This is a genomic window from Aneurinibacillus tyrosinisolvens (assembly GCF_001015055.1).
In the GTDB taxonomy this organism is placed as follows: Bacteria; Bacillota; Bacilli; order Aneurinibacillales; family Aneurinibacillaceae; genus Aneurinibacillus_A; species Aneurinibacillus_A tyrosinisolvens.
This window is the reverse complement of record NZ_BBWZ01000013.1, coordinates 90349-116063: the sequence shown is the minus strand read 5'-3', so window position 1 is coordinate 116063 and position 25715 is coordinate 90349. Positions and strand designations below refer to the sequence as shown.

At 48.1% G+C, this 25715-nt stretch carries 18 protein-coding genes and 1 pseudogene; 1 reads left to right on the top strand and 18 read right to left on the bottom strand.

Translation table 11 applies throughout. The features are described from left to right. From MBEAL2_RS13970 to MBEAL2_RS13895, 18 genes and pseudogenes are all read right to left on the bottom strand, one after another. The coding region (locus MBEAL2_RS13970) for an ornithine carbamoyltransferase (protein WP_047152895.1) at positions 1-716 on the bottom strand (716 nt) is incomplete at its 3' end. A 48-nt stretch (positions 717-764) separates the two neighbouring features. Continuing rightward, positions 765-1352 (bottom strand): ATP-binding cassette domain-containing protein, encoded by a 588-nt coding sequence (locus MBEAL2_RS33830; RefSeq protein WP_236692848.1) that lies wholly within the window; start codon positions 1350-1352, stop codon positions 765-767. Between the two features lie 121 nt (positions 1353-1473). Further along, on the bottom strand, positions 1474-1929 hold the full coding sequence (locus MBEAL2_RS32885) for an ATP-binding cassette domain-containing protein (protein ID WP_236692847.1): 456 nt from the start codon (positions 1927-1929) through the stop codon (positions 1474-1476). A gap of 218 nt (positions 1930-2147) precedes the next feature. Continuing rightward, a pseudogene (locus MBEAL2_RS34355) lies at positions 2148-2651 on the bottom strand (SbcC/MukB-like Walker B domain-containing protein); the annotation flags it as partial. A 2068-nt stretch (positions 2652-4719) separates the two neighbouring features. Beyond that, the gene (locus MBEAL2_RS29290) at positions 4720-5607 is read right to left on the bottom strand and encodes an AAA family ATPase (protein WP_052947721.1); all 888 of its coding nucleotides are present in this window, start codon (positions 5605-5607) and stop codon (positions 4720-4722) included. 48 nt (positions 5608-5655) lie between these two features. Further along, a complete protein-coding gene (locus MBEAL2_RS13955; RefSeq protein ID WP_047152894.1) occupies positions 5656-6831 on the bottom strand; it encodes a metallophosphoesterase family protein in 1176 nt (391 codons plus the stop codon). Further along, positions 6831-10661, bottom strand: a complete 3831-nt coding sequence (addA, locus tag MBEAL2_RS13950; protein ID WP_047152893.1) for a helicase-exonuclease AddAB subunit AddA — start codon at positions 10659-10661, stop codon at positions 6831-6833. The genes MBEAL2_RS13955 and addA overlap by 1 nt, the downstream gene beginning before the upstream one ends. Continuing rightward, on the bottom strand, positions 10645-14199 hold the full coding sequence (gene addB / locus MBEAL2_RS13945; RefSeq protein WP_047152892.1) for a helicase-exonuclease AddAB subunit AddB: 3555 nt from the start codon (positions 14197-14199) through the stop codon (positions 10645-10647). Before addB ends, addA begins: the two co-directional genes overlap by 17 nt. 74 nt (positions 14200-14273) lie before the next feature. After that, positions 14274-14624: a hypothetical protein gene (locus MBEAL2_RS13940; RefSeq protein ID WP_047152891.1), complete on the bottom strand. Its 351-nt coding sequence runs from the start codon at positions 14622-14624 to the stop codon at positions 14274-14276. A 33-nt stretch (positions 14625-14657) separates the two neighbouring features. Then, the gene (locus MBEAL2_RS13935; protein ID WP_047152890.1) at positions 14658-15188 is read right to left on the bottom strand and encodes an acyl-CoA thioesterase; all 531 of its coding nucleotides are present in this window, start codon (positions 15186-15188) and stop codon (positions 14658-14660) included. Between the two features lie 129 nt (positions 15189-15317). Continuing rightward, positions 15318-17453 carry a DNA topoisomerase III gene (locus tag MBEAL2_RS13930; protein WP_047152889.1) on the bottom strand — a complete coding sequence of 712 codons (2136 nt, stop codon included), beginning with the start codon at positions 17451-17453 and terminating at the stop codon, positions 15318-15320. A 203-nt stretch (positions 17454-17656) separates the two neighbouring features. After that, a complete protein-coding gene (locus MBEAL2_RS13925; protein WP_236692846.1) occupies positions 17657-18316 on the bottom strand; it encodes a GntR family transcriptional regulator in 660 nt (219 codons plus the stop codon). A gap of 87 nt (positions 18317-18403) precedes the next feature. Continuing rightward, the gene (locus MBEAL2_RS13920) at positions 18404-19171 is read right to left on the bottom strand and encodes an SDR family NAD(P)-dependent oxidoreductase (protein ID WP_047152887.1); all 768 of its coding nucleotides are present in this window, start codon (positions 19169-19171) and stop codon (positions 18404-18406) included. 33 nt (positions 19172-19204) lie between these two features. Continuing rightward, positions 19205-20035 carry a thiamine pyrophosphate-dependent enzyme gene (locus tag MBEAL2_RS13915; protein WP_047152886.1) on the bottom strand — a complete coding sequence of 277 codons (831 nt, stop codon included), beginning with the start codon at positions 20033-20035 and terminating at the stop codon, positions 19205-19207. A gap of 179 nt (positions 20036-20214) precedes the next feature. Then, entirely contained in the window at positions 20215-21717 is a 1503-nt protein-coding gene (locus MBEAL2_RS13910) for a 2-oxoacid:acceptor oxidoreductase family protein (protein WP_047152885.1), read from the bottom strand. 135 nt (positions 21718-21852) lie between these two features. Next, a complete protein-coding gene (locus MBEAL2_RS13905) occupies positions 21853-22578 on the bottom strand; it encodes an amidohydrolase family protein (protein WP_369405502.1) in 726 nt (241 codons plus the stop codon). A 371-nt stretch (positions 22579-22949) separates the two neighbouring features. Beyond that, positions 22950-23750, bottom strand: a complete 801-nt coding sequence (locus tag MBEAL2_RS13900; RefSeq protein WP_047152884.1) for an ABC transporter substrate-binding protein — start codon at positions 23748-23750, stop codon at positions 22950-22952. Between the two features lie 180 nt (positions 23751-23930). Next, a complete protein-coding gene (locus MBEAL2_RS13895) occupies positions 23931-24485 on the bottom strand; it encodes a thioredoxin family protein (RefSeq protein WP_047152883.1) in 555 nt (184 codons plus the stop codon). Between the two features lie 204 nt (positions 24486-24689). On the opposite strand from MBEAL2_RS13895, the gene MBEAL2_RS13890 reads away from it, so the two are divergent. Beyond that, positions 24690-25574 (top strand): aldo/keto reductase, encoded by an 885-nt coding sequence (locus tag MBEAL2_RS13890; protein ID WP_082129937.1) that lies wholly within the window; start codon positions 24690-24692, stop codon positions 25572-25574. Positions 25575-25715: the final 141 nt, after the last annotated feature.

Below are 25715 nucleotides of genomic sequence, written 5' to 3'. Positions count from 1 at the left end.
TTTAATATTGAATGTGTCTTTGTTAATTTCATTCTCTCTAAGGTTATTTGATATTTATTTATGTATTCACTTGTTCGTAAATCACTGGATAAGGAATCTGTCAAAATAACATCACTGCTCACCAATACTGTCTCAAGATCCGTATGAAATTTATAATTACGGTTATCTTTACATAATTCATTACCACTTGTACAAACATGATTAAATTTGAGGTCCATAACTTTTGCAATGTTCATCCATGCTCTCGAAATATTACCCGCCCCACCAACGAATGTATATACGAGATCTCTATAGTTCTCTTTTATTTTACTAATAGAATATAAATCAGATAAAATCTCACATGGGTGATTATCAGAGGTCATCCCATTAATGATTGGAATGGAAGCGTATTTTGATAATTCCTCAATTTTTGAAAGATCCGAGTGTCTAATAATCACGCCGTCAGCCCAGTTTTCAATATATTGAATAACATCTCTTAACTGCTCCCTCTTATCCAGACTCTCTGGAGGAAATAATATACATTCTCCCCCCAAATCTTTTATCCCTTTCTCAAAAGTAATTCTAGTTCTTATACTTGACTCTGGGAAAAACAATATAAATGTTTTTCCACTTAAAACATTTGCATCGTTATGAAGTTTTAATTTGTCAGTTAAATCAAAAATATCAGATATTTGAAGCTGGGATAGGTCATTAATGCTCAATAAATTCAGGATCATCAGCCTCCTTCGTGAAAGTGTTGGTATTACAAAAGGAACTCTTCAAAATTATTCAATCGTGTCCAATTCCCTTTTTTCTTTTAAAAGTTTTTGAAATTCGATTTCTAATTCTTCAGATGGTTCGGTACTCAAGCGACTTAGTACTTCTGATATTTTTGTTTCGAGTAAGAGACGTTTATCTTTTTCGGTGTCTCGAGCTTTTTGTGGTTGATTATATTGCTGATAGGTTCCTTCAAACAATTCAATCTCTTGATTACGAATTTCCAAAATTCGTGTAGCGATGTTTTCAATGAATCGGCGATCATGGGAGACGAAGATCACGCTCCCTTCATACTCTTTTAGAAGAGACTCTAATGCTTCAACAGCTTTCGTATCAAGAAAATTCGTCGGTTCATCTAAAATCAACGTATTGATACCAGGCTCTTGGTTGATGATCTTTTTTACAAGCGTCGTTTTCCCACTTCCATTTGGACCGATAATCGCTAATTTGTCACCACCTCGAACATGAAAACTTGTTTTGCTCCAAAGTACACGTTCGCCAATCATACCTGTTACATCCTCTACACGAAGGATAATCCAGTTTTTAAACGTTTCTGCATTCGGCAAGTTCATCTTAAGTGGTGGGAGTTCTTTCACTTTTTCTACCTTTTCAAGTTTTTCTAATCTCGTTTCAATGGCTGTCGCTGTTTTTTTGTAACTTCTTTTTGTTTTTTTGCAAAGTATGGCTTCGCTCCTGTAATTTTTGCTTCTGATTTACTTACCTTTTTTTGGAGCTTTTGTTGCTCTTTCCGCTTTTTTCTCTTTTAATTTTAATGCTTCTTCTAACTGCTTTTTCTTTTTTCTCATATTTTTCATAAGCTAATTGTTCTTGATGGCTCTCGACTTCTTTTTGTTCTACATAATGACTGTAGTTGCCTGTATATCCTCTTATCTTTCCTTCATTGATTTCCCATATGGTTGTACAAAGAGCATCCAAAAATGCGCGATCATGCGAAACAATAATGGGTAAAAGTTCACATTGAGTACGTTGAATAACGGTCCCTTCTTCTGGAGAAATCTTTTCAGCTAGAATTTGAAGTAACGTCGTTTTCCCACTTCCATTTCGGCCCACTAATCCAATTCGATCACTTTGATGAATTTGCAATTGATCCACATCTAGTAATAAACGCTCCTGTACATAGTGCTTTACATGATGAGCTTCTAATAAAAGCATAGTAACATCTCCTCTTATCAAGTTTAGGAGACAAAAAAATGCCCCCTACATACGTTCAGAATAGGAGGCATAAATCATATACAGGTGCACACCAAAAGAGACTACCCCTTTAGGTCCAACTATAGAAATCCAATCCTATTCTGAAAAACGACAAATGTTAAGGGGAAAGTAAGATAAAAAAAACAGGGGCGTATCATCCCTGTTTTTTCACTGTTCATCTATAAAACCTCATGACTGACACTGCTTCCCCGGCCGGAATGTTCAGCCGGTGTGACAAGCAAGCGCCGCGGCAGCCGGGCCCGCAGTTCGGGAACGTGGCTGATAATTCCGACAGACAGCCGATCGGTGTGCAATTTCTCAAGCGCCGTCACAACGGTATCCAGCAGTTCCTGATCAAGCGTGCCAAACCCTTCATCAAGGAAGAAGAACTCCAGCGGGAACTCGCCGCGCAGCTGGATTTGTGTCGATAACGCAAGCGCAAGCGCAAGCGAAGTCAGGAAGGTCTCACCGCCGGACAATGTAGTTACAGGCCGCTTTGTTCCTCCATTCGCATCGTCCCGGATGACAAATCCCCCGGTTGAATCCACTTCAATCGCATAGCGCTGCCGCGTGAGCTTGCCAAGCCGCATCGATGCTTCATAGCTGACCTGCATTAATTGCTCTTCCGCAATGAATTCAACAAAGCCGTTGCCGCGGAAAACGCCCTGGAGGGTTTGCAGCCGGTTCAGCACCTGCTGCAGCTCACTGTTTTGCTGCTCCAGTTCAGTCCAGCGTGCATGCCGCCTCTCGATATCTTCGTAATCCCGTTCCGCCCTTATTTTTTCATTCGTTGCCAGCTCCGCCTCTTCTCTGGCCTGCTGCAGTTGCCCCCTTATATGCAGCCATTGTTCCTCCGTCAGCACCGCGCCATCCAGATTCATCACGAGAAGGGAAAGCTGGTGCAGCAGCTTCTTCTCCTCATCCCGATAGGATATAATGGAAGCCTTCCACTTCTCCTGAAGAGAAACGTCCGCCAGAGCAGCGGTTACATGCTCACGGGATTGGAAAGGAGTTTCCGAGCAGGCTGTATCCCATGATATAGATGCCTCCGCCTGCCGCTTTTCCGCGAGAAGGAAAGATTGCCGGGCCGCGCTTTCGTCCCTCTCTGCTGTCTGCCGTTCTTTTTGCATGGCGGCGGTCTTTTCTTCTTTTTCCTTGGCCCTGGTTCGAATCGTACGCAGCCGCTCTTCTGTTTCTGCCAGTAGCTGATGGACGTCAGCTGCACCGGCGATCTCTGTCAGGCGCGTTTGCTTTTCTGCCAGGTTTCCTGCTTTGCCTGCCAGTTCCGTGTCCAATCGGACTCTATCTTTCTCAAGCTGGCCTAATTCCTGCTGCAGCTGTACGATTTCCTGTTCCTTTTGTTCAATATAGGGAACGCTCTTATTCAACCGCTCTTGCAGTCCTTCCACCTCTTGATCCCGTGCATCGATATGCGCCGCGGCCTGTTCGATCCCGTCCAGAGTAAGCGGAGAAAACCGTTCAACCCAGTTCTGCTCCATAGCTGCCATCTCTTCCGTCAACGCCTGCTGCTTTGCTTTTCTCTCCTGCAGCGCTTTTACCTCGAGATCATAGGAGATTTGCATTTCCGCGTGCTGCTGGCGAAGCCGGGTATATTCCCTGGCGGAGTTTCTGCATGCTGCTTCCTGCCGTGCCATCTCTTCCTGGAAATAGCGAATTCGCTCGGAAATGAAAGACAACTCACTTGTCAGGTATTCGATTTTTTCAACGACTGTGAACTCAGGATTCCAGCCAGCCCTTCCGTCCGTATTCCCAAGAGCGGAAGGAGCTAAATCTAACGCCGCATCGGCTGCGGCGGCATTCGAACTATCCTCAATAATTTCGCCAAAAGATTGGGATAGCTGTTCGAGGCGATATGTAAGCCCGCTTCCATCCTGTTTGTGACCGGCTGCTTTTTGAAAGAGCGCATCAAGCCGGGCAATGCAGTCCTCCACGTCGCTGGCACTATCGCTATGTACCGTAATTTCTGCAGGATGTGGGTGCTCGCTAGAACCGCATACGGGACAAGGCTCGCCCGTCTGAAGCTGTTGGACAAGCTGTGCTGCCAATTGATTTCTCGTATACCGTGCCAGCTCCTGTTTTTGCTCCTCAAGCAGTTCTGGAACGAGGACGAGGACATGTTCAATCCTGGTGCCACTTTCACAAACCTCATGATGAAGCGTTGCTGTATCATGAATGGAGCGGCCTATATGCTCCTGCAGCGTCCCGATTTCTCCTGCAGCCTTTTTCATTCTTTGCTCCAGTTCGGCCGCTGCCTTCGTCTTGCCTCTGATCTCCTGCTCTGCAGCTTCAAAGAGGTGGCGCTGGCTTTGCAGTGCCTGCGCCGCCTGCCGGGCGCTTGTAACGTGCTGCCGTTCCGCTGATTTTACTGTTTTCTGCTGCAAAGCTTCCTGCAGCTCCGCCTGCTTCTTTAGCGCTTTTTCTTTCCACTGAAGGGCTTCCTGCCATTTGTTTTGCTTTTCCTCATAAACCGTGATGCATTGCAGTACGACCTTTTTTTGCTCTTCGATTTCATGGCGAAGAGAGGTGATTTCGCTTTGCAATTGCCGGGCACGGGTTAGCTGCTCCATGCGAACCGTGAGCCGGGGCTCTTCGGCGGTAAGTTCTGCGCGTGCCGCATTCCACTCTTCGAAAGACCGCTCGTAACTGTTCCGGGCCTGGGCCAACACAGCTTCTGTTTTCGCTACTTCCTGCTTCCAGTGGGCAAGCGCTGCATTGGAACGGTCTAATTCTTCAGCGTATGGACGCAGCTTCTCTGCGAGTTCCGCTTCCTGCAAACGCTTCTCCATCGCCAGAATTTCCTCCTGCCGTTCGCGGTGCCTGGCAATGGCTTGCTCGACGTTTTTTTTTCTCTTCTTGCAACTCCCAAATTCGCCGGTCTCTTTCCGCTGCCCCTTCAGCTTCCTGCAGCTGTTTTTGCTTTATTTTAAGTGTGGCCTCCGCCTGTTCACTTCGTTTTTTAGCCAGTTTCACATTTTCTGCCGATGCCTCACCTAACCCCTGCTGCTCCGCCAGAATTTGATCGACACTGCCTTTCGTTTCCGCATATCTTTTCTTCAGCTTTATATTCAATACATCGCCGTATTTCTCCAGATGAAACAGGCGCTGCAGCATCTGGCGCCGTTCGCTCCCTTTGAGCGATAGGAACTCGGCGAACTTCCCCTGCGGCAGAACAACAGCCCGGGTAAAGTCATCCACAGTAAGGCCCAGGACGTTTTGCACGCACTGTGTAACATCCCGCTCTTTATCCGCCATCACCTTGTGTTCCTCGCCACTTATTTCAATAAAGCGGCAGGTCACTGTCTTTAGCCGTACTTCATCTGTCCGCTTGTACCTTCGTTCCACACGATACCGCTTCAAGCCATCCGCATTGCCTAATTCGAATGTGAAGGAAACTGACAGCTGGTCCTCGAACTGATTCATAATCCCCTGCGTATTGTTGTTTGCCCGCTCGACTTTTCCGTATAACGCAAGGGTCATCGCGTCTAAGAGGGAAGATTTTCCGCTGCCTGTCGGCCCGAAAATCCCGAATACGCCGCCGCTGCATAAGTTTTCAAAATCCACTTCCTGCTGTTCGCGAAAGCTGTGGAGGCCTGCTACCTTTAATTGGATAGGACGCATAACTAACTCCCGTCTCCTTTCCTGGGAAGTTCCTGTACCGATCCCTCCCTAAACAAGAGATTCATCTTCTTCTCCGATCAATTCCATGAATAGCTTTATCGTTTCCTCGTCCGGCTGGGCGCCTCCGGTTTGCCTTACATAAAAGCGCTGGAACAATTCATCAATCGGCATGCGGGAACGATCGACCCGGATCGCTTCCACTTCTGCCGCGGCTGCATAGATGGGACGGATGCCAAGAATTCCGCTATGGCTCTTGCGGAGGTGGTGAATGTGCTCCATCGCTATCGTTTCGGTCACATGGATTTCAAGGTCGATCCATGCGTTTAGATCCCGCTGCTCATCCAGCCAGCGGTGCACCTGTTCGATTCCTTCCTTTGCTTTCCATTCTACCAGAGGTTTGCCGCTGGAAAGAAAGATTTCCTCCATATGCGCTTCCTGGCCCGGCTTAATATCAAGCAGTGTTACAGATTTGGCCTGGCCCGCTTCAGAAAAGCTGTAGGCAAGCGGGGAACCTGAATAGCGCGCCAGTGTCGGTGCCTTGCTTACGTTTTGCGGCCGGTGCAGGTGGCCGAGTGCGACATACTGCGCGGCCGCAGGAAGCGTTGTCGCGGAGACGGTGTATGCCCCGCCTACCTGAATCGGGCGCTCCGACTCTGATTCATGGCTTCCCATGACATACAAGTGGCTCATTGCCAGGTTGATCGTGTCCTTCGAAAAATGGCGGCTTTGCAACGCGAAGAGCTGTGCCAGCCTTTGATCATAAGCCAGTTGAAGGAGTTCTTCCTCATTGCTGTCTGTAAGCAAAACCTGGAGCCTTGATTCTGAAGGATACGGGAGGGCAAAGATACGCGCCTGCTCCCCGCTCGATGGAACATCCACGGTCAAAATTTGCGGGACCGGCAAACCGAGAAGCTCGATTCCTCTCGTTTCCGCCAGCGGACGCGATGCCGCCAGCCGCTCCGGGTTGTCGTGGTTTCCGGCAATGGCGATAATCCTTCGCTTCCCATTGTCAGATAAACGAGCCATGCTTTCATAAAACAACTGCTCCGCCGCTGACGGAGGGTTAACGGTATCAAAGACATCCCCAGCCATTAAAATGAGGTCGATTTGTTCTCTCTCCACAATCTCACACAATTCATCAATAAAGGCAGCCTGTTCAGGCAAGCGGCTCCGGCCTTCCAGCGTTTTGCCGAGGTGCCAGTCCGCTGTGTGAATAATGCGCATTACATCTCCCCCTTTTTAGCGTTCAAATGAATGACGCGTTCGCCATCAAAAAAATAAAGGATTTTCTCTTTAACCCGCTTCTTCGAGATGTCTTCAACCGCACGCGCATACCAATCCAGCTGAACCCGGTATCGTTCTGCAAGGACAGCATCGGGCAGATTCGCGGTGGCGTCTGTTTTATAATCGAGCAGAATCCACTCCCCATTGTCTTCAAACAAACAGTCAATAACCCCCTGTACGAGAACGATTTCGCCTTTCTCTTGTGCGGGCCATCCAGGATAAGCATCCGGTGCGGGTATTGCAAGATTGAAGGGGACTTCCCGGCGCACCTGTGTGGACGACAGCATCTTTTGCCCCGGAAGGGAATGGAAGAATCGTTCGATTTGTTCCGGGCTAACCGCTTCTGCCTCCGCCGCAGTTAACAGCTCGCGTTCTACCATCCGTGCAATATGCTCCTCGATTTCCGCAGCGCTCAGCGCACGGGAAACAGGGAGCTGCTGCAGGACCGTATGCATGGCTGTCCCTCGCTCTGCCGCATTTACCTTCTGCCGGGAGAGAAAGCGCGGGCGTGCTGCCGTTTCGCGGTTAAAGCTGCGCGGAAGATAGCCTGTATCTTCCTGTTCCAATTGTTTAAGGGCAGCTTGCTGGCGCCGCTTGATTTCTGAAACGGATTGCTTGGACAGATGGCTTTCTGAAGCCGGAGCATTGTATTTCCAGGAAAGGCGTTGCTCGACAACCTCCTGGTGCGGGCCGGCAACCGGTACCGCATGGCCTAAGGCAATTAAATTTTCCAGATCGGAAACTGCATTATTTTCCGCTGCTGCTGTCAGGATAAAATCCTCTGCAGAATAACATGTAACCGACCAGGCTGAAGCATGATCGGCAACAGCTTCGATGGAGCGTTCCGCCGTGCCTGTGATTTCCAGCAAATCTTTCGCATGATGGTGCCGGATAAGGCAGGGACCAATCCAGTCCAGGTACGTTCTTCCCCGCACCAGCTCATAGTCAGGCAGCGACCAGTGGGGCCATGCTATCGTTTGTGCCCACTTGTCCACTGATTTTTCCAGGTTTTTTACCGTGCCAACAAGAAAGAGCTTTTCTCTTGCCCTTGTCACCGCCACATAGAGCACCCGCATCTCTTCCGCCAGTTGTTCAAGGCGCATCCGCCGTTTCATCGCCGCATAGGGAAGGGTTGGGAAGCTGATACGAAGCTCAGGATCGACATATTTTGGCCCGAACCCCAGCTCTTTGTGCAGAAGAAAGCTGCCGTTTAAATCCATAAGGTTGTACTGCTTGGCCAGCCCCGCGACAAATACGACCGGGAATTCAAGCCCCTTGCTTTTATGGATCGTCATGATGCGCACGACATCTTCCTGTTCCCCGAGCGACCGGGCCGCTCCTAAATCGCCTCCCTGGTCCTGCATGCGCTCAATGAAACGAAGGAAGCGAAACAGGCCGCGAAACGACGTTGCTTCATACTGGCAGGCCCGATCGTACAGCGCGCGCAGGTTCGCCTGGCGCTGTTTGCCGCCGGGCAGTCCGCCGGTAAAATCATAATAACCAGTCTCCCGGTAGAGCTGCCAGATAAGCGAAGATAAGGCTCCCTGTCTTGCTTCTGTCCGCCAGTTCGTCAGATTGGAAACAAAGGCGGACAGCTTCGCCTGAAGTTCGGTCCCGGCATTCTCAGCCGCACCCATGTAGGCAGCCAGTGCCTCATAGAAGCTGCCTTCCTTCTGCGTGAGGCGGATTTGTGCCATTTCTTCAGCCGATAACTGCACAATCGGAGAACGGAGAACGGAGGCGAGCGGAATATCCTGCAGCGGGTTATCAATCACATGAAGCAGCGAGGTCATGACCTGAATTTCGGTTGCGCTAAAATACCCTGTGCTCACTTCGGCATAGGCAGGGATGCCATACGCCTTGAACTCCTCCGCAATGACCGGCGCCCACTGGCTGGTCGCCCGCAGCAAAATCACAATATCCCGGTACCGCACCGGCCGCATCGATTGGCTGTCTTTATCGAACACCTGGTAGGGAGGCTGGCCGGTCGTTCCAATCAGTTCCTGGATTTTATTGGCGATGAGGCGGGCTTCCAGCTGCACGGTTTCCAGTTCGGATACATCGATCGGCTGCTCGCCTTCTGCATCGCTGTAATCCGTCAGGCTTTCTTCCGGCTCCTCTTCAGGATCCGCTTCGTTTTTATCCGTGGATTTATTGATTAACAGCACGTCAACGGAAGGTTCCGATCCTTCCGGCACAGGATAATCGATTGCTCCAAGAACAAGCTCGGCGGCTGCGTCGTATTCAATTTCACCGGCCGACTCGCTCATGATTTGTTTAAATAAGAAGTTCGTTCCATCGATGACTTCACGCCGGCTGCGGAAGTTTTTCGCCAGGTCGATGCGCTTGCCTGGTCCTGAACCGTTCTTTGTGTATTGTAAATATTTTTCGAGAAACAGGCCCGGTTCGGCCAGGCGGAACCGGTAGATGCTTTGTTTTACATCTCCAACCATAAAAAGGTTTCCGCTATTCTCGCTATCGCTTGCGACCAGGCGCACGATCGTTTCCTGCACCATATTCGTATCCTGGTATTCATCGACGAGAACTTCAGCGAACTGGGCCCGGTAGTCGAGGGAAGCCGCCGACGGAAGCAGCGAATCAGGCCCCGCTTCCTCGTGCCGCAAGATCTGCAGGCAGTAGTGCTCTAAATCTGCGAAATCAACGAGCCCCTTCTCCACCTTGGCCATTTGGTAGCACTCGGCGAAGGACCGTACCAGCCCGACTAGCTTCTGCAGCAAAGGCCTGACCTGCCAGACGTTTTCCAGGTACTGCTGCGGATGCATGGTGAAAAGCTCGCCGGCCAAATCAGTGATTCTTTTCTTTACCTGATCGCGCATCCCTTTTACTTTTTCCTGGAGAGCTTTATCGAATTGATCGCCTCGGCACGCTTTTAATTTACCGAACTGCACGGTTTGGAACGCCTCATACAGCATGTCCCAGGACTGTTCCCCGGCTGCCTGCAGGTTCATAACAAGCGAAAGGTCTTCGTGGAGCGTTTCCAGATAAGGCAGCGGGCCTCCGGCAAATCCGGCAATTTCGGCCGCTTTCTCCAGCAGCGCTTTTGCCCCGTTTAGTTCAAGCCGGACGTCCTTCTCGAGCGAACGAAACCAGGGCTGTTCATAAAAAGCAGCAAGGTCTGCCGCGCTATACATGGCAAGCATATCGTCAAGCCATGCATCCGGCCACGGATGGCTGCGTGAGAAATCATATAATCGCTGGATCAAATTTTGCAGGGCGGTATCGCTCCGGTCACCGGCGTAGCTGTCCACCAGCCGGTAAAAGGAAGCGTTGTCCTCCCCCCTGCCATATTCTTCTTCAAACAATTGGTCGATCGTATCCTGGCGCAGCAGCCGGGCTTCCGTATCATCTGCAATGCGGAACGAAGGGTCCAAATCTATTAAATGGTAATAACGCTGCAGCACTTCCATACAGAAGGAGTGAAGCGTTGTAATCGATGCACGATTTAATAGAGTGAGCTGCCTGCGTAAATGAATAGAGGAAGAATTAGAAGCCAGCGCTTTTTCCAGCGCCCCTCCGATACGCTGGCGCATCTCGGCGGCCGCCGCTTTCGTGAACGTAACGACAAGCAGGCGGTCGACATCAACGGGACTCGCTTCATCCGAAATGCGCCGGATAATCCGCTCAACAAGCACGGCGGTTTTTCCGGAACCTGCGGCGGCTGCCACAAGGACATTGGTGCCGCGTACCGCAATCGCTTCCCACTGGTCATCTGTCCACGTCGTACCGGCTGGTTTATCTATCGTTTTCATCCAGAATCCCTCCTTCCTCGATGTGCCGGGCTACGTCCTGCCATATTTTCTCTTTCGGTTCTTCGCGCAGAATTCTGAACTCATTTGTTTCAATAAGCGGATCAAACTGGCAAACGGAACGGTACGAGCAGAACGTACAGGCCGTTTTTTTCTTTTTACGGTAAGGAGAGATAGCGACCATCCCGTCGGTAATGTTCATGCCAATTTCGCGAATCACCCGACGTGTATAACGGCGCAGCATCTCAAACTGCTCAGCGGTCGCCACCGCCGCATTGCTGTAGAACGTTCCATCTTTCTTAATGCTTACAGGAAGAATGTCGGAGTGTCCTGTATCCAGCTCCGTATCCATAAGCCGGACAATTTCCCGATCGGCGACAACGAGCCCTTTCATCTTAAAATGCTTGCCAAGTTCACGCTGAATGGCTTCGCCTGACATCGGCGAGCTGTTCTGCAGCATCGGGTTATGTACGTGGAAATAAAGCACACCCGCAGGCAGCGCTTTTTCACCGAACACGGCTTTCGCATGCGAAATGAGAACATCTAAATACGTCAGCATCTGCAGAGACAAACCGAAGTAAACATCGGTGAGCTGCAGTGAGGTTTGACTTGATTTATAGTCAATGACGCGAAGCAGCAGCCCCTGCTCTCCCACTGCACCGTCTACCCGGTCGATTCGCCCGACGAGCTCCATCGTACAGCCGTTCGGAAGCGTAAACGTCAAGGCGGGCAATTTTCCGTTTGCACCGAAGGCAAGCTCAAGCTCCTTTGGCTCAAACTGGCTGCGGCGTGCGTGTTCTCCGAGCACCTGCGCCGCCCGTCCGACAACGTTTTTTAATTTATGTGTTAAATAGTGGTGACGATTTGAACTTAATAGAATTTCACGCTGCAGCAGCGGCGTAAGCACGTCCACCTTTTCCGACGCCAGCGTGCGCAGCGCTTCGGATTCAAGCTCGGCCCATGAGAGCTTCTCCTGTTGAATATGCTCGCCGATCAGCTTCAATGTTCCGTGGAACAGCTGGCCGATATCGGGCGCTTCCAAACGGTACAGCTCCCTCTCCTTTAGACGGAGCCCATAGGAAGCGAACTGGGCGTACGGGCACGCCTGGAACTTCTCCATACGGGACACACTTGCCTTCAGGTGCTTGCCATACAGTGCCTGGCTTGTTCCGCGCCGCAGCGGAGCCTCTTCATTTCGATAAAAGAGACTGTGGGTTGCCCGCGTGAGCGGCTCCGGCATATTTACTGTAAACCAGTTGTAAGCATGCCACCAAAGGGATGGAAGCGGGTATCCTTTGCGCCAGTGCTGAAGCTGCGAAGTAAGGTAGGAAAGGGTGCGCTCCGGACTTGAGATGAACGAAAGCTGCTCATCCCCTTCTATATCTGCAGCTTCCACCGGAATAAAAGATTCGCGAAGCTGCGGAAACCACTCCTTGATGCGTTTCACGAGGCCGGAGGGAAGCAGTGCTTTCCCTTCTTCGTCCGCCAGCGGATAGCTGAGCAGAACCAGATCGGAGGCGGAAGTAAACGCCCGGTAAATCATAAACTGTTCATCCAACAGCTTGCGCTGGCTTCCGGGAGCCAGCTCCATTCCGTTCACCGCCAGGAAGCTTCGTTCGCTTTCTGATAGAATGCTATCATCTTGTATTCTTGCCGGAAAAACCCCGTCATTGATGCCAAGGATAAAGCTGCATTTCACATTGGCGAATCTCGTTTTATCCACGCTGCCTACAAGCACCTGATCGAGTGCGGGCGGGACAAGTGAAAAACGAAGATTTTCCATTCCCGCGTCAAGCACGGAAGCAAATTCGTCAAACGACATCTGTTCCTCGCCCATGACCTCAACGAATTGATCAAGCATGTCGATTAATGCCTGCCATACTTGATCATGCTCGCGGGCTTTGCCGAGCTGGCCGCTCGCAATCGACTCTTCGCTCCACCTCTCCAGCTGTTCCGGAACTTCGAGCGCAAGTAAAAAAGCATAAAGCCCCTCACACATCATGCGCACGTTGCCGGCATTCTGGAGAAAAGTTTGCAATTCGATGAGCGGCGCTGTGATGCGATGCCGCAGTGTGTTTAATTGCTCTTCGATTTGCTTCTCTTCTTCCGTTTGCGTGCGCGGCGAATCGGCTGCTTCATCATCCAGTCCCCGGTAAATCTGGTAACGCCATGGCTGTTTATCCATCCAGCGGTACCCTTCGATTCCATGGGAAAGAACATAGTTTTCCAGCCGATCGAGCTGTTCGCGAAGCTCGTTTCGATCCGTACCCTCTATCAGCGGAAGCAGCAAATCCGTTTTCGCGCAGCGAAAAACGGCATCATAGCGCCAGTTAAAGCGGGCTACCTCAAGCGAAGAGCGGATGAACTCAACAAGCGGGTGATGGACCATTAAACGCTTCTGATCAAGGAAAAACGGAAGGTTATAGTCTGTAAATATCGTTGTAAAAATATCCTCATAGCTTTCCATATTGCGGACAATGATCGCAACATCCCGCCAGCGGTATCCTTCATCCCGCACCAGGCTAAGAATATGCCGGGCGACACCCTCTACTTCCGCACGCCGATGAGCGGCCGCAGAGAGGCGGACCGTTTGCGGTTCATCCGGAAACGATGTGTGGCGGCTTTCCCTAAAGCTGCCTTCCAGATGGGCGATTGCAGGGCTATGGGCAAAGCGTACGGGCGTCTTGTTTGGAACCCCAAGCAAAATAGGAGAATCGGTATGTATGTTTTGTTTTTCCGCCAGCTCATTTATACGGCGGTACGTTAGCGCGGTTGGGTAAAATAAATCAAGCTCGTCCGGAATGTCATCCTCATACGGCTTGTCCAGTGTGAGCGCGACGGATACACTTTTGGCTTGGTTGAGCAAAGAAGAAATGACAGCCAGCTCCTGCGGAGTAAATCCATCAAATCCGTCGATCCAGACGTCGGCCTCGGAAATATACTGTGAAAGAGCAATTCGTTCGTTCAGCAGCGGCAAATAATGCTCGGCGTCCAAATAGCGGCCGGTAAGCCTTTGTTCAAGCTCCGTATAAATCAGATGCATGTCGTGCAGCTTATCAGACAGGAACCTTGCGCTTTGCTCCCCTTCCGTTTTACGAGCGGCCTGCATCTGCTGACCCAGTAAATCTTCCGGTACGATGCCATACCGGGCCATTTCGCAATACATCTGCTCCAATTGATCAATAAACCCTTTTTTCCCGGCTGCCCGTGCGAAAATCCGGAAATCCGTACGGTGCTTGTCTATTATTTTTTGTAAAAGCATCTTAATGCCTGTACTATCAATATGAACACGGGAAAGCCCGCCTGTCTCTGAGAGCACCTTCCACGCCAGGCGGTTAAAACTTAAGACCTGCGCCCGCATGGTCCCGCCCAGGCCGGGCGCAGCGGCAAGCGCATATTCAGATTGGAAGCTCATCTGCTGGGGCACAAGGTAAATAAGCGGTGAACCGATCGGATTTTCCTTGAGGCGCGAACGTATCTCATCAAGGCAAAAATAGCTTTTGCCGCTCCCCGCACGCCCCAGTATCCATCGTAAACCCATAATATGTAAGCCTCCCTCTCCCCGATTTTTTCTCTATTGTAGAACAAGTTTGCCAGGGTGTACAAACCTACGTTTTACAGCAAAACTTGTTCCGCTTCGCCATGAATATTTATATAAGGACGAAGCGATTGCGAAGAGGTCTGGGCTGAGGCCCATTTATTTACGAGATCGTATTCAAGCAGAAGCTGCTTTCTTTGCTGCTTGGTCAGCTCATATGCATGAACCCGCCCATCTCTCCGCTGGATAAGCCTGGCCTCAAGCAATTCCTGAATGATACACTCGGTGTACTGGCGGTCAAAGCTTCGCAGCACGTCGATTGAAATCTGGCTGTAGCTGACGGCTCCGGAGAAGACGTAGCCTCGCCGGATGTAAGCTTCTTTTAAAAACTGGTAGAGGAGTTGTGCTTCCCTGCTCGTGTCCAACATTCCGTCCTCCCTGTTATTCTGTTTTCTCTTTGCTTATAAGGTCTCCCACGGTTTTAGCACACCGAACCCCTCGGCGAATTTCTCCCGTTCCTTGCGGCGCGCTCTGCGGATCTTCACCCGTTCAGGAGCGGATTCATGAAGCGCAATTTCTTCTGGTCTTTCCGGTATGACCCCCGGTACATGGGTAGGCCGTCCGTCCGGGCCGAGGGCAACGAACGTTAAGAAGGAAGTCGCGCAAACCTCTCTTTTTCCTGTTAGTAAATCTTCTGAAATAATCCGGACGAACACTTCCATTGAAGTATTATGAGTCCACGTTACAAACGATTCGAAGCTTACCGAGTGGCCGGTTTTAATCGGCCGCAAGAAATCAACAGAGTCGGTCGATGCGGTTACAACAGGGTTGCGGGCATGCTTGCTGGCGCATATTGTAGCGACGTCATCAATGTATGACATCACTTCTCCTCCGAACATGGTCCCATGGTGGTTCGTATCCGGAGGGAGAACGAGATGTTCCTTAATCGTGCGCGATTCCTTTGCATATTTGGCAGTTATTTCATTTATCATTTTTTCTGTCCCCTTCTGTCCCATTTGTATTTGATAAAAAGATGATCTATTCAACTTTATGTACAAGAAATTGCTGTTTTAATCTTGTATATAGAATCATTTTTCATCACAGGTCCAGAAGGAGAAGCACTATTCTTCCTGTTTTCCCAGAGCGGCTTTTAAAGCATCACCGAGGCTGGAAGTGAGGTTTTCTTCACCGCTGTATTTTTTTAAGAGTGTTCGTTCTTCTCGTTTATTTACTTTTTTGCTGCCCGGGCCTTTGTCCTCAAGCATTTCAATTACATTGCACGGTTTGCACTGGAAGTACTTTCCGGCCTTCCCGGTACGAAACTCCATTTTCTTTTTACACTGCGGGCAGCGTTTGTTGGAGAGCTGCTTCTCAGCTGAACGGCGATAGCCGCATTCCCGGTCCGGGCAGATTAACAGTTTGCCCCTTTTCCCTTTAAACTCCTGGAGATTTTGACCGCAGTCAGGGCATTTCGAACCGGTTACGTTATGCGGTTTGTATTCGGTCGCGCTCATTGTAATTTCCTTGACGAGCTTTGATGTTTGCTCCCTTATTCCGGCGAGAAACTGCCCGGCATTCCCCTTGCCCCGGGCAATGCGCTCAAGCTCCATTTCCCAGCTTGCGGTCAAATCAGAAGAGCGTAATTCACTGGCAACAAGTTCAACAAGCTGAAGCCCTTTTTTTGTCGGGTGAAGCCGGTTCCCCTGCCGTTCAATCGTGTCGGTTTGCAGCAGTTTCTCAATGATGTCCGCGCGTGTGGCCGGTGTGCCTAAATTGTTTTTCTCCATCTGTGTAAGCAGTGAAGCTTCTGTATGACGCAGAGGCGGTGTCGTGTGCTGGCTTTGGATGCTGCAGCTTCTTACCTGCAGTTGTTCCCCCTCCTGAATCGAGGGGAGCAGCTGATCGGATATTTCATCCTCTTCCTCGTCTGTTCCGCGGCTGTCAGCATCTTTCCCGTACACTTCTTTCCAGCCGGCGTCCTTTACCGCTTTTCCTTTCGAATGGAACGTTTCTCCTTCAACCGTGACGGCGATTTGGATGCTGTCGTAACGGTATACCGGATAGAAAAGGGCAATAAAGCGGCGGACAATCAAATCGTATAATTTTTTCTCATCCGTGCTTAAATCCCCTAAATGAAGCGGTTCTTCCGTTGGGATAATTGCATGGTGGTCGGTTACTTTGCTGTCATCAACAATTCTTTTGCTGATCGGCAGTGACTTCTTTAATAGGGGGCGGACAAACGCGGAATACGGGCCTACCCCCACGCTTTCCAGCCGCGCCTTCAGCGTCGGCACCATATCCGACGTTAAATGGCGGGAATCCGTTCTCGGATACGTTACGAGCTTGTGCTGTTCATACAGCCTTTGCAGCACATTGGATGTTTGTTTGGCAGAAAATCCGTACCGTTTGTTCGCGTCCCTCTGCAATTCTGTTAAATCGTAAGCAAGCGGCTGGGGTTCGATTTTCTCGGTTGTTTTTACCCGGGTCACTTTGCCCTGTTTATCAGAAGTTTTATGCTGAATCGCTTCTGCTTTTGCTCTGTCGAAAATTCGGCTTTCCTGGTTGGCGGAAGACCGCCACATCCCGGTAAATGAGCCGAAGTCAGCCTGAATGGTCCAGTATTCAACCGGCTGAAAGGCCCGGATTTCTTTTTCACGCTCCACCATCATGGCGAGGGTCGGCGTCTGCACGCGCCCGGCCGCCAGCTGGGCATTGTATTTGCTTGTGAGAGCGCGTGTGACGTTAAGGCCGATAAGCCAGTCCGCTTCCGCCCGGCATACGGCGGATTGATAGAGGTCATTGTATGCGGCGCCCGGTTTAAGGCTGGCGAAGCCTTCTTTAATTGCTTTGTCTGTCTGGGAAGAAATCCACAGGCGTTTAAACGGTTTTTTCCAATTTACCATTTCCATTATCCAGCGGGCGACTAGCTCCCCTTCCCGGCCGGCATCCGTTGCGATAATTAATTCCTTAATGTCCTGCCGTTTCGCTAACTGGGAGACGGCGCGAAATTGGTGGGACGTTTCTTTCATTACTTTGAGGCGCATGGATTGTGGAAGAATAGGCAGATCCTCAAGCTTCCATGTTTTATATTTCGGATCATATTCTTCCGGTTCAGCGAGCGTGACAAGGTGGCCGAGCGCCCAGGTTACTACGTACTGGGGCCCTTCTATGTGATTTTTATGCTTTTGGTGGCAGCCGAGCACACGGGCAATCTCTTTGGCCACGCTCGGTTTTTCAGCAAGAACTAATGTCTTCATCAGAGGTACTCCTTTATTAATCATCTGTTTTAACATGATATCTTATCTATTTGCGGGATAAACCCATGGAAATAAAAGATTAAATAAAAATCTTCTAGTAATGTTACTAGAAGATCGCTTCTGTGCAGCAGTCTATCAAAATTACACTTCACTAAGAAATATACAACAAGAATAGCGGTAGCGTCAAAATCCTTTGAGTACGGCTATGAATAATCAGCAACCGTATAAAGTTTAATTTCCTCTATATGTTCTTCCATTCGTTTTTTAGCTTCATCCACTTTCGAATGATACATTGCTGTCAAAATTTTCTTGTGCATGTCATTCGCTTGCAAAGGCCTGTCAAAATTCTTTGCAATAATAATAGCAAACCATTTGATTTGCAGTTCCAGCGTTTCCATAAAGGTTATCAGCCGGCGGTTGTTTGAATATTGAATAATGGTTCGGTGCAACCGTCTATCAGCCTGAAAAAACGGTTCCGGATTCCCTTTTTTAATTTCTGCTTCAGCTTGCTCTGCTTCACATAGCAATGATTTCAATTCAGTTTTTGGGATACTTAGGCTGGCCAATTGAACAGCTTCACATTCTAAAGCTTTCCGGACATCATAGATTTCTACTATATCCTTGACTTTCGGTATACTCACATAAGTTCCTGACCGCGGTTTTACTTCAATTAACCCCTCTTGTTGCAGACGATTGATTCCGTCCCGTAAAGGCGTCTTGCTTACTCCCAGTTCCTCTATTAGTTCTTCATAATTAATTCTAGACCCTGGCGGTAATTGATTAAGGACAATTTTATCCCGTAAGTATATATAAACCCGCTCATATAAGTTGCGATTATCAAACTCAACCTGCTTGGCTATCAAATGAATCGCCCTACCTTTCATGATTAAACAGATAGGCTGGGGGGCAGCCGAAACTACGCCCCCTGTGGCCTGGGGAACTTCCGGGAATCAGACCCCGTATGCGGTAAGGCCGCCGTCAATCATTAATGTATGGCCGGTTACGTAGTTTGCTAAATCAGAAGCAAGGTATAGAACTCCACCCACAACCTCATCAGGATTTCCTAATCGCCTGCTCGGTGTCCGGGAAGTTATCGTATTTAAAAACTCTTGATCCTTTATCGCATTAGCGACTAACTCCGTATGAATATATCCCGGTCCAACGGCATTGACCTGGATGTTATATTTCGCCCACTCACAGGCCAGAACTTTAGTGAATAGTACAACTCCCCCTTTACTTGAACTATAGGGAGCTGATTTAGTTATTCCTATAACTCCGCCTACTGAAGCTATATTCACAATTTTTCCATAGCCTTGTTTCATCATTTCTTTTCCTACAGCCTGGCACATAAAAAAGTACGATTTTTGGTTGAGATCCATAATATAATCCCAATCCTCTTCTGTCACTTCTGTTGATGGTTTCCTTCTTGTGACTCCGGAGTTATTTATGAGTATATCAATTCTGGGGTAATTTTGTTTGATTGTCGCCACTGCTTCCTGAATATTGCCTAATACTGATAAATCTGCAGGAATAACAGTCGCTTCCCCCCCTGCGTCCTGTACTAGAGCAGCGGTTTCTTCCAATTGATCTTTGTTACGGCTAACCAACACGACATTAGCACCTAACGAACCAAAACCAACGGCGATATTCCTTCCAATCCCTCTGCTTGCACCGGTTACCACAACGATTTTGTCTTTAAAATCAAATTGGTAATTCATAAAGCGGGCACCCCCCTATAATTTAGTTCAAAGTTATACAAGTTGAGAATGAAGATAAGCTACAAGATCATTGTCCCTATTGTTTATTTGTTGAGCAGGCTTAATTGAATCATTGTTATCCGATTTCCACAGTACTCCTACAGGCATGGAAGACTGGTTAAGTATCCCCACGTACTCCTGAGGCGTCCTTGCCGGATTTTCTGCGTAGCTAATATTTTCGCGATAAAAATCATAGCCCTGGGACTTATTAAAAACAACACATGGACTAAAAACATTTATCAAAGAAAAACCGTTATGTTTTATTCCTTCTATAATAAGGTTCTCAAGGTGTTTCGCATCCCCCGAAAATCCCTGTGCAATAAATGAAGCTCCGGAAGCCCAGGCCAACAGCAGTGGATTCACAGGTATATCCGGATTCCCTGACGGTGTTGTGGAAGACTGGTATCCGACCCGGCTTGTTGGTGAGGTCTGCCCTTTTGTATTCCCATACACTCCATTGTCCATTACGATATAAGTAATATTTAAATTTCGCCTGGCGGCATGGACAAGGTGACCTACACCAATACCGTATCCGTCCCCATCTCCCCCTGCTGCAATAACCGTTAGCTCCGGCCGGGCTGCCTTCACTCCCTGTGCAATGGGCAAAGAACGCCCATGCGTTCCATGAATGCTATATCCACCGTAATAGTGCCCGATTTTACCGCTGCAGCCTATCCCTGAAACTAAGACGGTGTTTTCCGGACTAATTTGCAGTGAAAATAACGCACGCTGCATGCATTTCAATACTGAAAAATCACCACACGCCGGACACCACGTAGGCGTATTACCGTTCGAGTAATCTTTTATGGTAAGTTCGTTTGACATTCACATTTACCCCCTAATTAATTCATTGTGATTAGACTCAATGCGCTTTAAGGCATCCTCGAATTCTTCAAGTGTGTAGTGTTCACCATCAAATCGGAGGAGGGAATGTACATTTTTGTTCACAAGGACAGGTTCAATTATGGACCGTATTTGTCCTGTTGCATTATATTCCGTAACAATCACTGTTTTGCATTGGATAAGGCAGCTGATAGATTTTCCATTGGGACTGGGTGCAGTTGACGAAGCAAAATGCCGACATATTTATCAGGGTGAAGATTTACCACGTTTTCAATGAGCTCTCCCATTGAACCGGTTCCAACAATCGCGATTGGCGCTTCTGTATTACCTACAATCGATAAAGGCCGGTTATACTGGATGCGATCGGTCTTATGCAGCCGTCTCATGTGCAGCGTGTGCCGCACTTCTTTGTAATCAGGCTCCATAAATCCCCTTTCATCGTGTTCATCTCCGCTAGCCACGTAAGCCCCGCCTTTAATTCCAGGAATGGTTCTCACTGGGGGAGCCCCATCATCTGAACGATATCTCACATACTCTTCTAAAGGAGTGGATTCAAGAAGAGTCCGTCCTCTATCAACAGAGACGCTGCGGATGGCAGTCTCTACGGAAGACCATGGAATAGAGATACGCCTTAATGCAAGATCTAAATCAAGGGCGATAATGACCGGGCATTGATAATAATCGGCCAGATTAAGGGCTTCTTGAATAACAACAATGCAATCTAGTACATCTGTTGGTGTAAGCAAAATCCGCGCAAATTCTCCATGGCCGGCATGCCGAAGATGAAGAAGATCGCTTTGCTCGGTTTTTGTCGGCATTCCGGTTGATGGACCTCCACGTTGGTTATCAATAATAACAAGAGGAATTTCAGTAGCACCAAGATAGCTAATCCCCTCTGTCATGAGTGACAGTCCGGGACCGCTCGTCGCAACAAACGTTCTTTTACCAGCAAAACTAGCACCGATCGCGGCATGAATCGCCGCAATTTCATCCTCCATCTGATAGGTTTTCCCATCAATCGGGGGAAGCCATTTAGACAAATTCTCCAGAATTTCAGAAGCAGGGGTAATTGGATAACCAAAATAGTGTCTAACCTCTCCTGCAATGGCTCCTAGAGATAAAGCATCATTACCTGATATCGTGACATTTTCTATGAAGGTTGGTTTTAAATCGTCGTTTTTGGTTTTGGACCTCCCTAAAACATAACCCCGATAAACTAAATCATGATTTTTCTCATCTTTAAAATGGGAGCCTACCTCCTCATTTACGAGATCAAATGGTATCCCAACATATCCTGCGATGACTCCGAGAGCCCATACATTAAATCCTAATTTCGGACATTCTTCTTGATTTTCAGGCGGAACAAGCTGCGTTATTTTCGGACCGAATAACAGCCCTTTATCTTCTAATCTCGATACGTAACGTTTTGCTCCCTCATCATCCCATACTACCGCTATGTCAATCGCTTCGATTCGTGGAGGCGGAGATTCTTCCCCTTCTTCAGAAATATAAATCTCAAAGGCGGTATATCCACCCCTAATAATTGTGGAGAAATCTCTCCATGCCCGATGAGAATACCCCTGTGACTGCAAGATACTGGATAGAATCTCCCCTGCTGTTTCTATCCCTTGCCCGGTCAATCCAAATAACGCAGCAGTTTTCATTGTCGTTTTCCTCCTAATAAGCTTATATAAGAAATCAAGAACTGATACTGGATATCTGATATATCAGATGAATATACGGTTAATGCCAGCACGATGGCTGGCATTAACCGTATAAAGCATAATCGCCCGCTTATGTTAAACTAAATGACTAACGATAGGTTCTGCGAAACTGACAAAGTCATTGTGGTACCATTTTCCATCTTTCATTACCCCGACGATCCGTTCTTTTTCCTGAAGAATCCTTACATCCTCCAATGGATTCCCTTCGACTACAATGAGATCGGCAAGCTTACCCGATTCCAGTGTTCCGATCATTCCTCGCGGCCTCATTGCGGCTCCGGCATCCCTGGTTGCTGCAAGAAGAACTTCTTTCGGAGTATATCCGAAATACTCGACAAAATTCTGGAGGTCGCGAGCATAAGTACCATGCGGCGACCAGTTGAAACCGAAGTCACCACCTGGCAGGACGCGTACACCCGCTTCTTTCATTCTTTTAACGCTGGAAATCGTTTCGCTTAGTTCTTCCTGATATCCGGTTGCCTCCAGAAATTCCCGTGTCACGCCAAATTCTGCGCCCCGTTCCCAGAGCCCTACATGCCACTCGATAGCCGGTACGACAAAGATTCGATCTCTTACGCTCCTTAGGAGTTCTACTGTTTCATCATCAAGCACGTTTGCGTGGCCAATAATGTCCATACCGGCATGTACCGCTATTCTTACCGCTTCTGCTCCTCGTGCATGACAAACCGCTAACAGGCCGCGGCGATGCGCCTCGTCGACAGCAGCAACCACTTCTTCTTCGGTATACGTTAGTTCACCGGGTTGGTCATTATCAAGCATTCCTTCCCCATCGATGTAAATCTTAACTACGTCTGCCCCGCTCTTGCGAATGCTGCGTATTGCCTTTCTTAACTCCCACGGTCCATCATTATTCCTCCCCTGGCAAATTGATTAATCGTTCAAAATGTATACGCTTACAAAAGGATACTTTTAGATATTGTGAAAAAACATTTCCATCTCGTAGGCTTGTATAAAGGAGTTGGAAGCTAATATCTGATATATCAGTTATAAAACGAATTTAAAATTTTGTCAATAGTCAGTCTTTTTAAATTAAACTTACTACGGAAAATAATTTTTAGCTATTATACTTTCGATTCTACTGCTGCGGCTCGGCCACCGTTGCAAGGCAGCCGAGCGTCCACGTTATGCCATCCCATAGCTCTTAATGCAGATTAAGGACATCTCCTTAATCTGGTTAATAATTGATTAAAATAGCCAGCTGCTTCCGTCATCTGCGCCCCATACCAGGAGAACATCTCTCCGTCTACAAGTACCGTTTCACTGTCAGGAAACAGCTTGCGGAATTCCTCCCGGTGCGGTTCCTTAAACGGAAACGGCTCGGAAGATAAAAAAATAAAATCAGGCTTTGCTTTGCGGAAATCTTCCTCTGTGACTTCCGGGTATCTGCCAGGATAGCCTTGAAAGACATTTGTAAAACCGCACGCTTTGAGCAGTGAGTCGATGTATGTATGGCTGCCTGCCGCCATGTAGGGCTTTCTCCAAATAACATAGGCAACCTTGCAATCTTGTATTGTTTGTAATCCGCGAAACTTCTCTTCAATGGTTTCTACCATGCTTCGGGCTTGCTGTTCTCTATTTGTCAGCACGCCGAGATCGCGAATCATTTGCAGGGCATCTGTATAATCCTCTACATCGGTAACATAAACGGGATAGCTTTCCGCCAGTTTCTCTACCATTTCTTTTGGGTTTTCTTCTTTTTCAACGATAATGAGGTCAGGATTCAGTTTATCTACCACATCATAATCGATTTGTTTTGTGCCCCCTACCTTTGGTACTGATTGAACCTGGTCCGCCGGATGAATGCAAAACTGCGTCCTCCCGACGATTTGATCGGCAAGGTCCAGCGCAAACATCGTATGTGTGATGGAGGGGCAAAGTGATAGGATTCGCCTGGGAGAAACAGGCACTTCCACCTTCCTGTTTAGATGGTCTAACCGTATTTCTTTTGTCATAGTGTACCACCCCTACATAAAAGTGTGATGATGATGCGCATTGAATCATTCCGTGTCATAATCACTCTCATTATACATTGAATTACCTGACTTACCTAGAGTCGCAATGAGAGATTCTTCCATGCTTTTAACGAAAAAACGCTTGGATTGTTATATCCAGGCGTTTTTCTTTACTATTTCTTAATCCTGAAGCTTTGCTTTAACGCTTTCTACAACTGTGCCCCATACCGCTGGATCGGTCGTAATTCTTTCTTTGAACTGGCGAAACACATTTTGCTGTTTTTCCTGAAAATCCGGTGCATCTGCTGCCGGCAGTCCGGCTCTTAAGGATGTAATAAACTCCTGAACCTCCGGCGAGCGAGGGCCCCATACCTTTGTTTCCTGGCCATCTTGATCAATGAAAATGAAGATTGGAATCGATCTGGATGTACCGTTGGTTAAATACTGGTCCATAAGCTCCAGGTTCTCATCACGGATGAGAAAACGCAGCTCCATATTGCTTAGCTCTGCTATCCTCTGAACAATCGGAACACATAAAGCAGCATCGCCACACCAATCTGCCGTAAGAACGATGCCGCTCCAGTTGCGCTTCGCCATATCCTCGAATGTTTTTACATCCTCTTCGGAGAGAACAAGCTGTTCATAAATCCGGTTTAACTCCTGCTGATTTACTTGCATGCTCGTACGATACTGCTCAAATGTCATTCCTTTTTCGTACCAGGATTTTAATGCCATTAAAATGACTCCTTTCGCATTGAGAGTTTTAACTGCTCTGTTTCGTCTCCATTATTTCAAATTTCCAATTCATTGGCTACACTGGAATAGGCTGCGCTCCTTGTACCTGTATACTCCATAATTTATCGTTTTTATTGCAAACTGTAGTAAAATGTAAGAATCGTTGGCAGGAATAGTGAAAAATATAAGGCTGAGGTGACAAACATGCAGTATAAGAAGCTAGGCAAAACAGGGCTGGAGATATCTACGCTATGTTTGGGAACGATGGCGTTTGGGAGGTGGATAGATGAAGAGGCTTCGGTTTCTATTTTAAACACCGCACTTGACCGGGGAATCAATTTTATTGATACCGCCAATTTTTATGGAAAAGGCCAGGATACTGAGGCTCCATACGGTACAGGAGAGTCCGAAGCCATTCTTGGACGGGCGCTCAAAGGAAGAAGAGACAAGGTTGTATTAGCCACCAAGGTAGGAATACATATGGGCCATGGCAAAAATGAGTCAGGCCTTTCGCGTACCCATATCATGAGAGAAGTGGAGAACTCACTACACCGCTTACAAACAGACTATATCGATTTGTACCAGGTTCATATCTTTGACCCGGCTACGCCGTTAGAAGAAACACTGCGAACATTAGATGACCTCGTACGCCAGGGAAAAGTCCGTTACATCGGATGTTCTAATTTTGCCGCCTGGCAAATTATGAAGTCCCACGCCATCAGCGAGAGGATGAACCTTGAGAAGTTTGTATCTGTTCAACCCCAGTATAATTTGCTATCGAGAGAAATCGAACAAGAGCTGCTGCCGTTTTGCGAGTCCGAAGGTGTGGGTGTCATGGTGTACAGCCCAATGGCGCGGGGAATGCTGTCAGGAAAATATAAAAACCAGGAAGACGCTCCGCCTGAAAGCCATGCCGCACACGGAGAAAAATTACTCAAAAAATATTTTACGAACCGCAATTTCGAATTAGTCAATCATTATCGTACCATCGCTGAAAAGAATGAAGTAAGTTTATCTCAATTCGCCCTTTCGTGTGTAATCACTACCCCGGCCCCCGCCCATTCTGCGAGCAAGCCGGATGCCAGATAAGCAAATGGAAGCAGAGCCACACTGATCGTCATAATGACCGCATACACTTAGTTGCATAATGGTGTCAATTCTTTGTTTTGTCCTTGTTTCAGATGAAATAATGAAAAAAGAAGAAAAAAGAGAGAATTATCTGAAAAAGGT

What these genes read in the sequence shown, in the direction of transcription:
- MBEAL2_RS13935 (WP_047152890.1), bottom strand. Translation starts at nt 15,188, where the DNA reads ATGATAAATGAAATAACTGCCAAATATGCAAAGGAATCGCGCACGATT.
- MBEAL2_RS13915 (WP_047152886.1), bottom strand. Translation starts at nt 20,035, where the DNA reads ATGTCAAACGAACTTACCATAAAAGATTACTCGAACGGTAATACGCCT.
- MBEAL2_RS13930 (WP_047152889.1), bottom strand. Translation starts at nt 17,453, where the DNA reads ATGAAGACATTAGTTCTTGCTGAAAAACCGAGCGTGGCCAAAGAGATT.
- MBEAL2_RS13895 (WP_047152883.1), bottom strand. Translation starts at nt 24,485, where the DNA reads ATGGCATTAAAATCCTGGTACGAAAAAGGAATGACATTTGAGCAGTAT.
- MBEAL2_RS13920 (WP_047152887.1), bottom strand. Translation starts at nt 19,171, where the DNA reads ATGAATTACCAATTTGATTTTAAAGACAAAATCGTTGTGGTAACCGGT.
- MBEAL2_RS13955 (WP_047152894.1), bottom strand. Translation starts at nt 6,831, where the DNA reads ATGCGCATTATTCACACAGCGGACTGGCACCTCGGCAAAACGCTGGAA.
- MBEAL2_RS29290 (WP_052947721.1), bottom strand. Translation starts at nt 5,607, where the DNA reads ATGCGTCCTATCCAATTAAAGGTAGCAGGCCTCCACAGCTTTCGCGAA.
- MBEAL2_RS32885 (WP_236692847.1), bottom strand. Translation starts at nt 1,929, where the DNA reads ATGCTTTTATTAGAAGCTCATCATGTAAAGCACTATGTACAGGAGCGT.
- addA (WP_047152893.1), bottom strand. Translation starts at nt 10,661, where the DNA reads ATGAAAACGATAGATAAACCAGCCGGTACGACGTGGACAGATGACCAG.
- addB (WP_047152892.1), bottom strand. Translation starts at nt 14,199, where the DNA reads ATGGGTTTACGATGGATACTGGGGCGTGCGGGGAGCGGCAAAAGCTAT.
- MBEAL2_RS13900 (WP_047152884.1), bottom strand. Translation starts at nt 23,750, where the DNA reads ATGACAAAAGAAATACGGTTAGACCATCTAAACAGGAAGGTGGAAGTG.
- MBEAL2_RS13940 (WP_047152891.1), bottom strand. Translation starts at nt 14,624, where the DNA reads ATGTTGGACACGAGCAGGGAAGCACAACTCCTCTACCAGTTTTTAAAA.
- MBEAL2_RS13910 (WP_047152885.1), bottom strand. Translation starts at nt 21,717, where the DNA reads ATGAAAACTGCTGCGTTATTTGGATTGACCGGGCAAGGGATAGAAACA.
- MBEAL2_RS13890 (WP_082129937.1), top strand. Translation starts at nt 24,690, where the DNA reads ATGCAGTATAAGAAGCTAGGCAAAACAGGGCTGGAGATATCTACGCTA.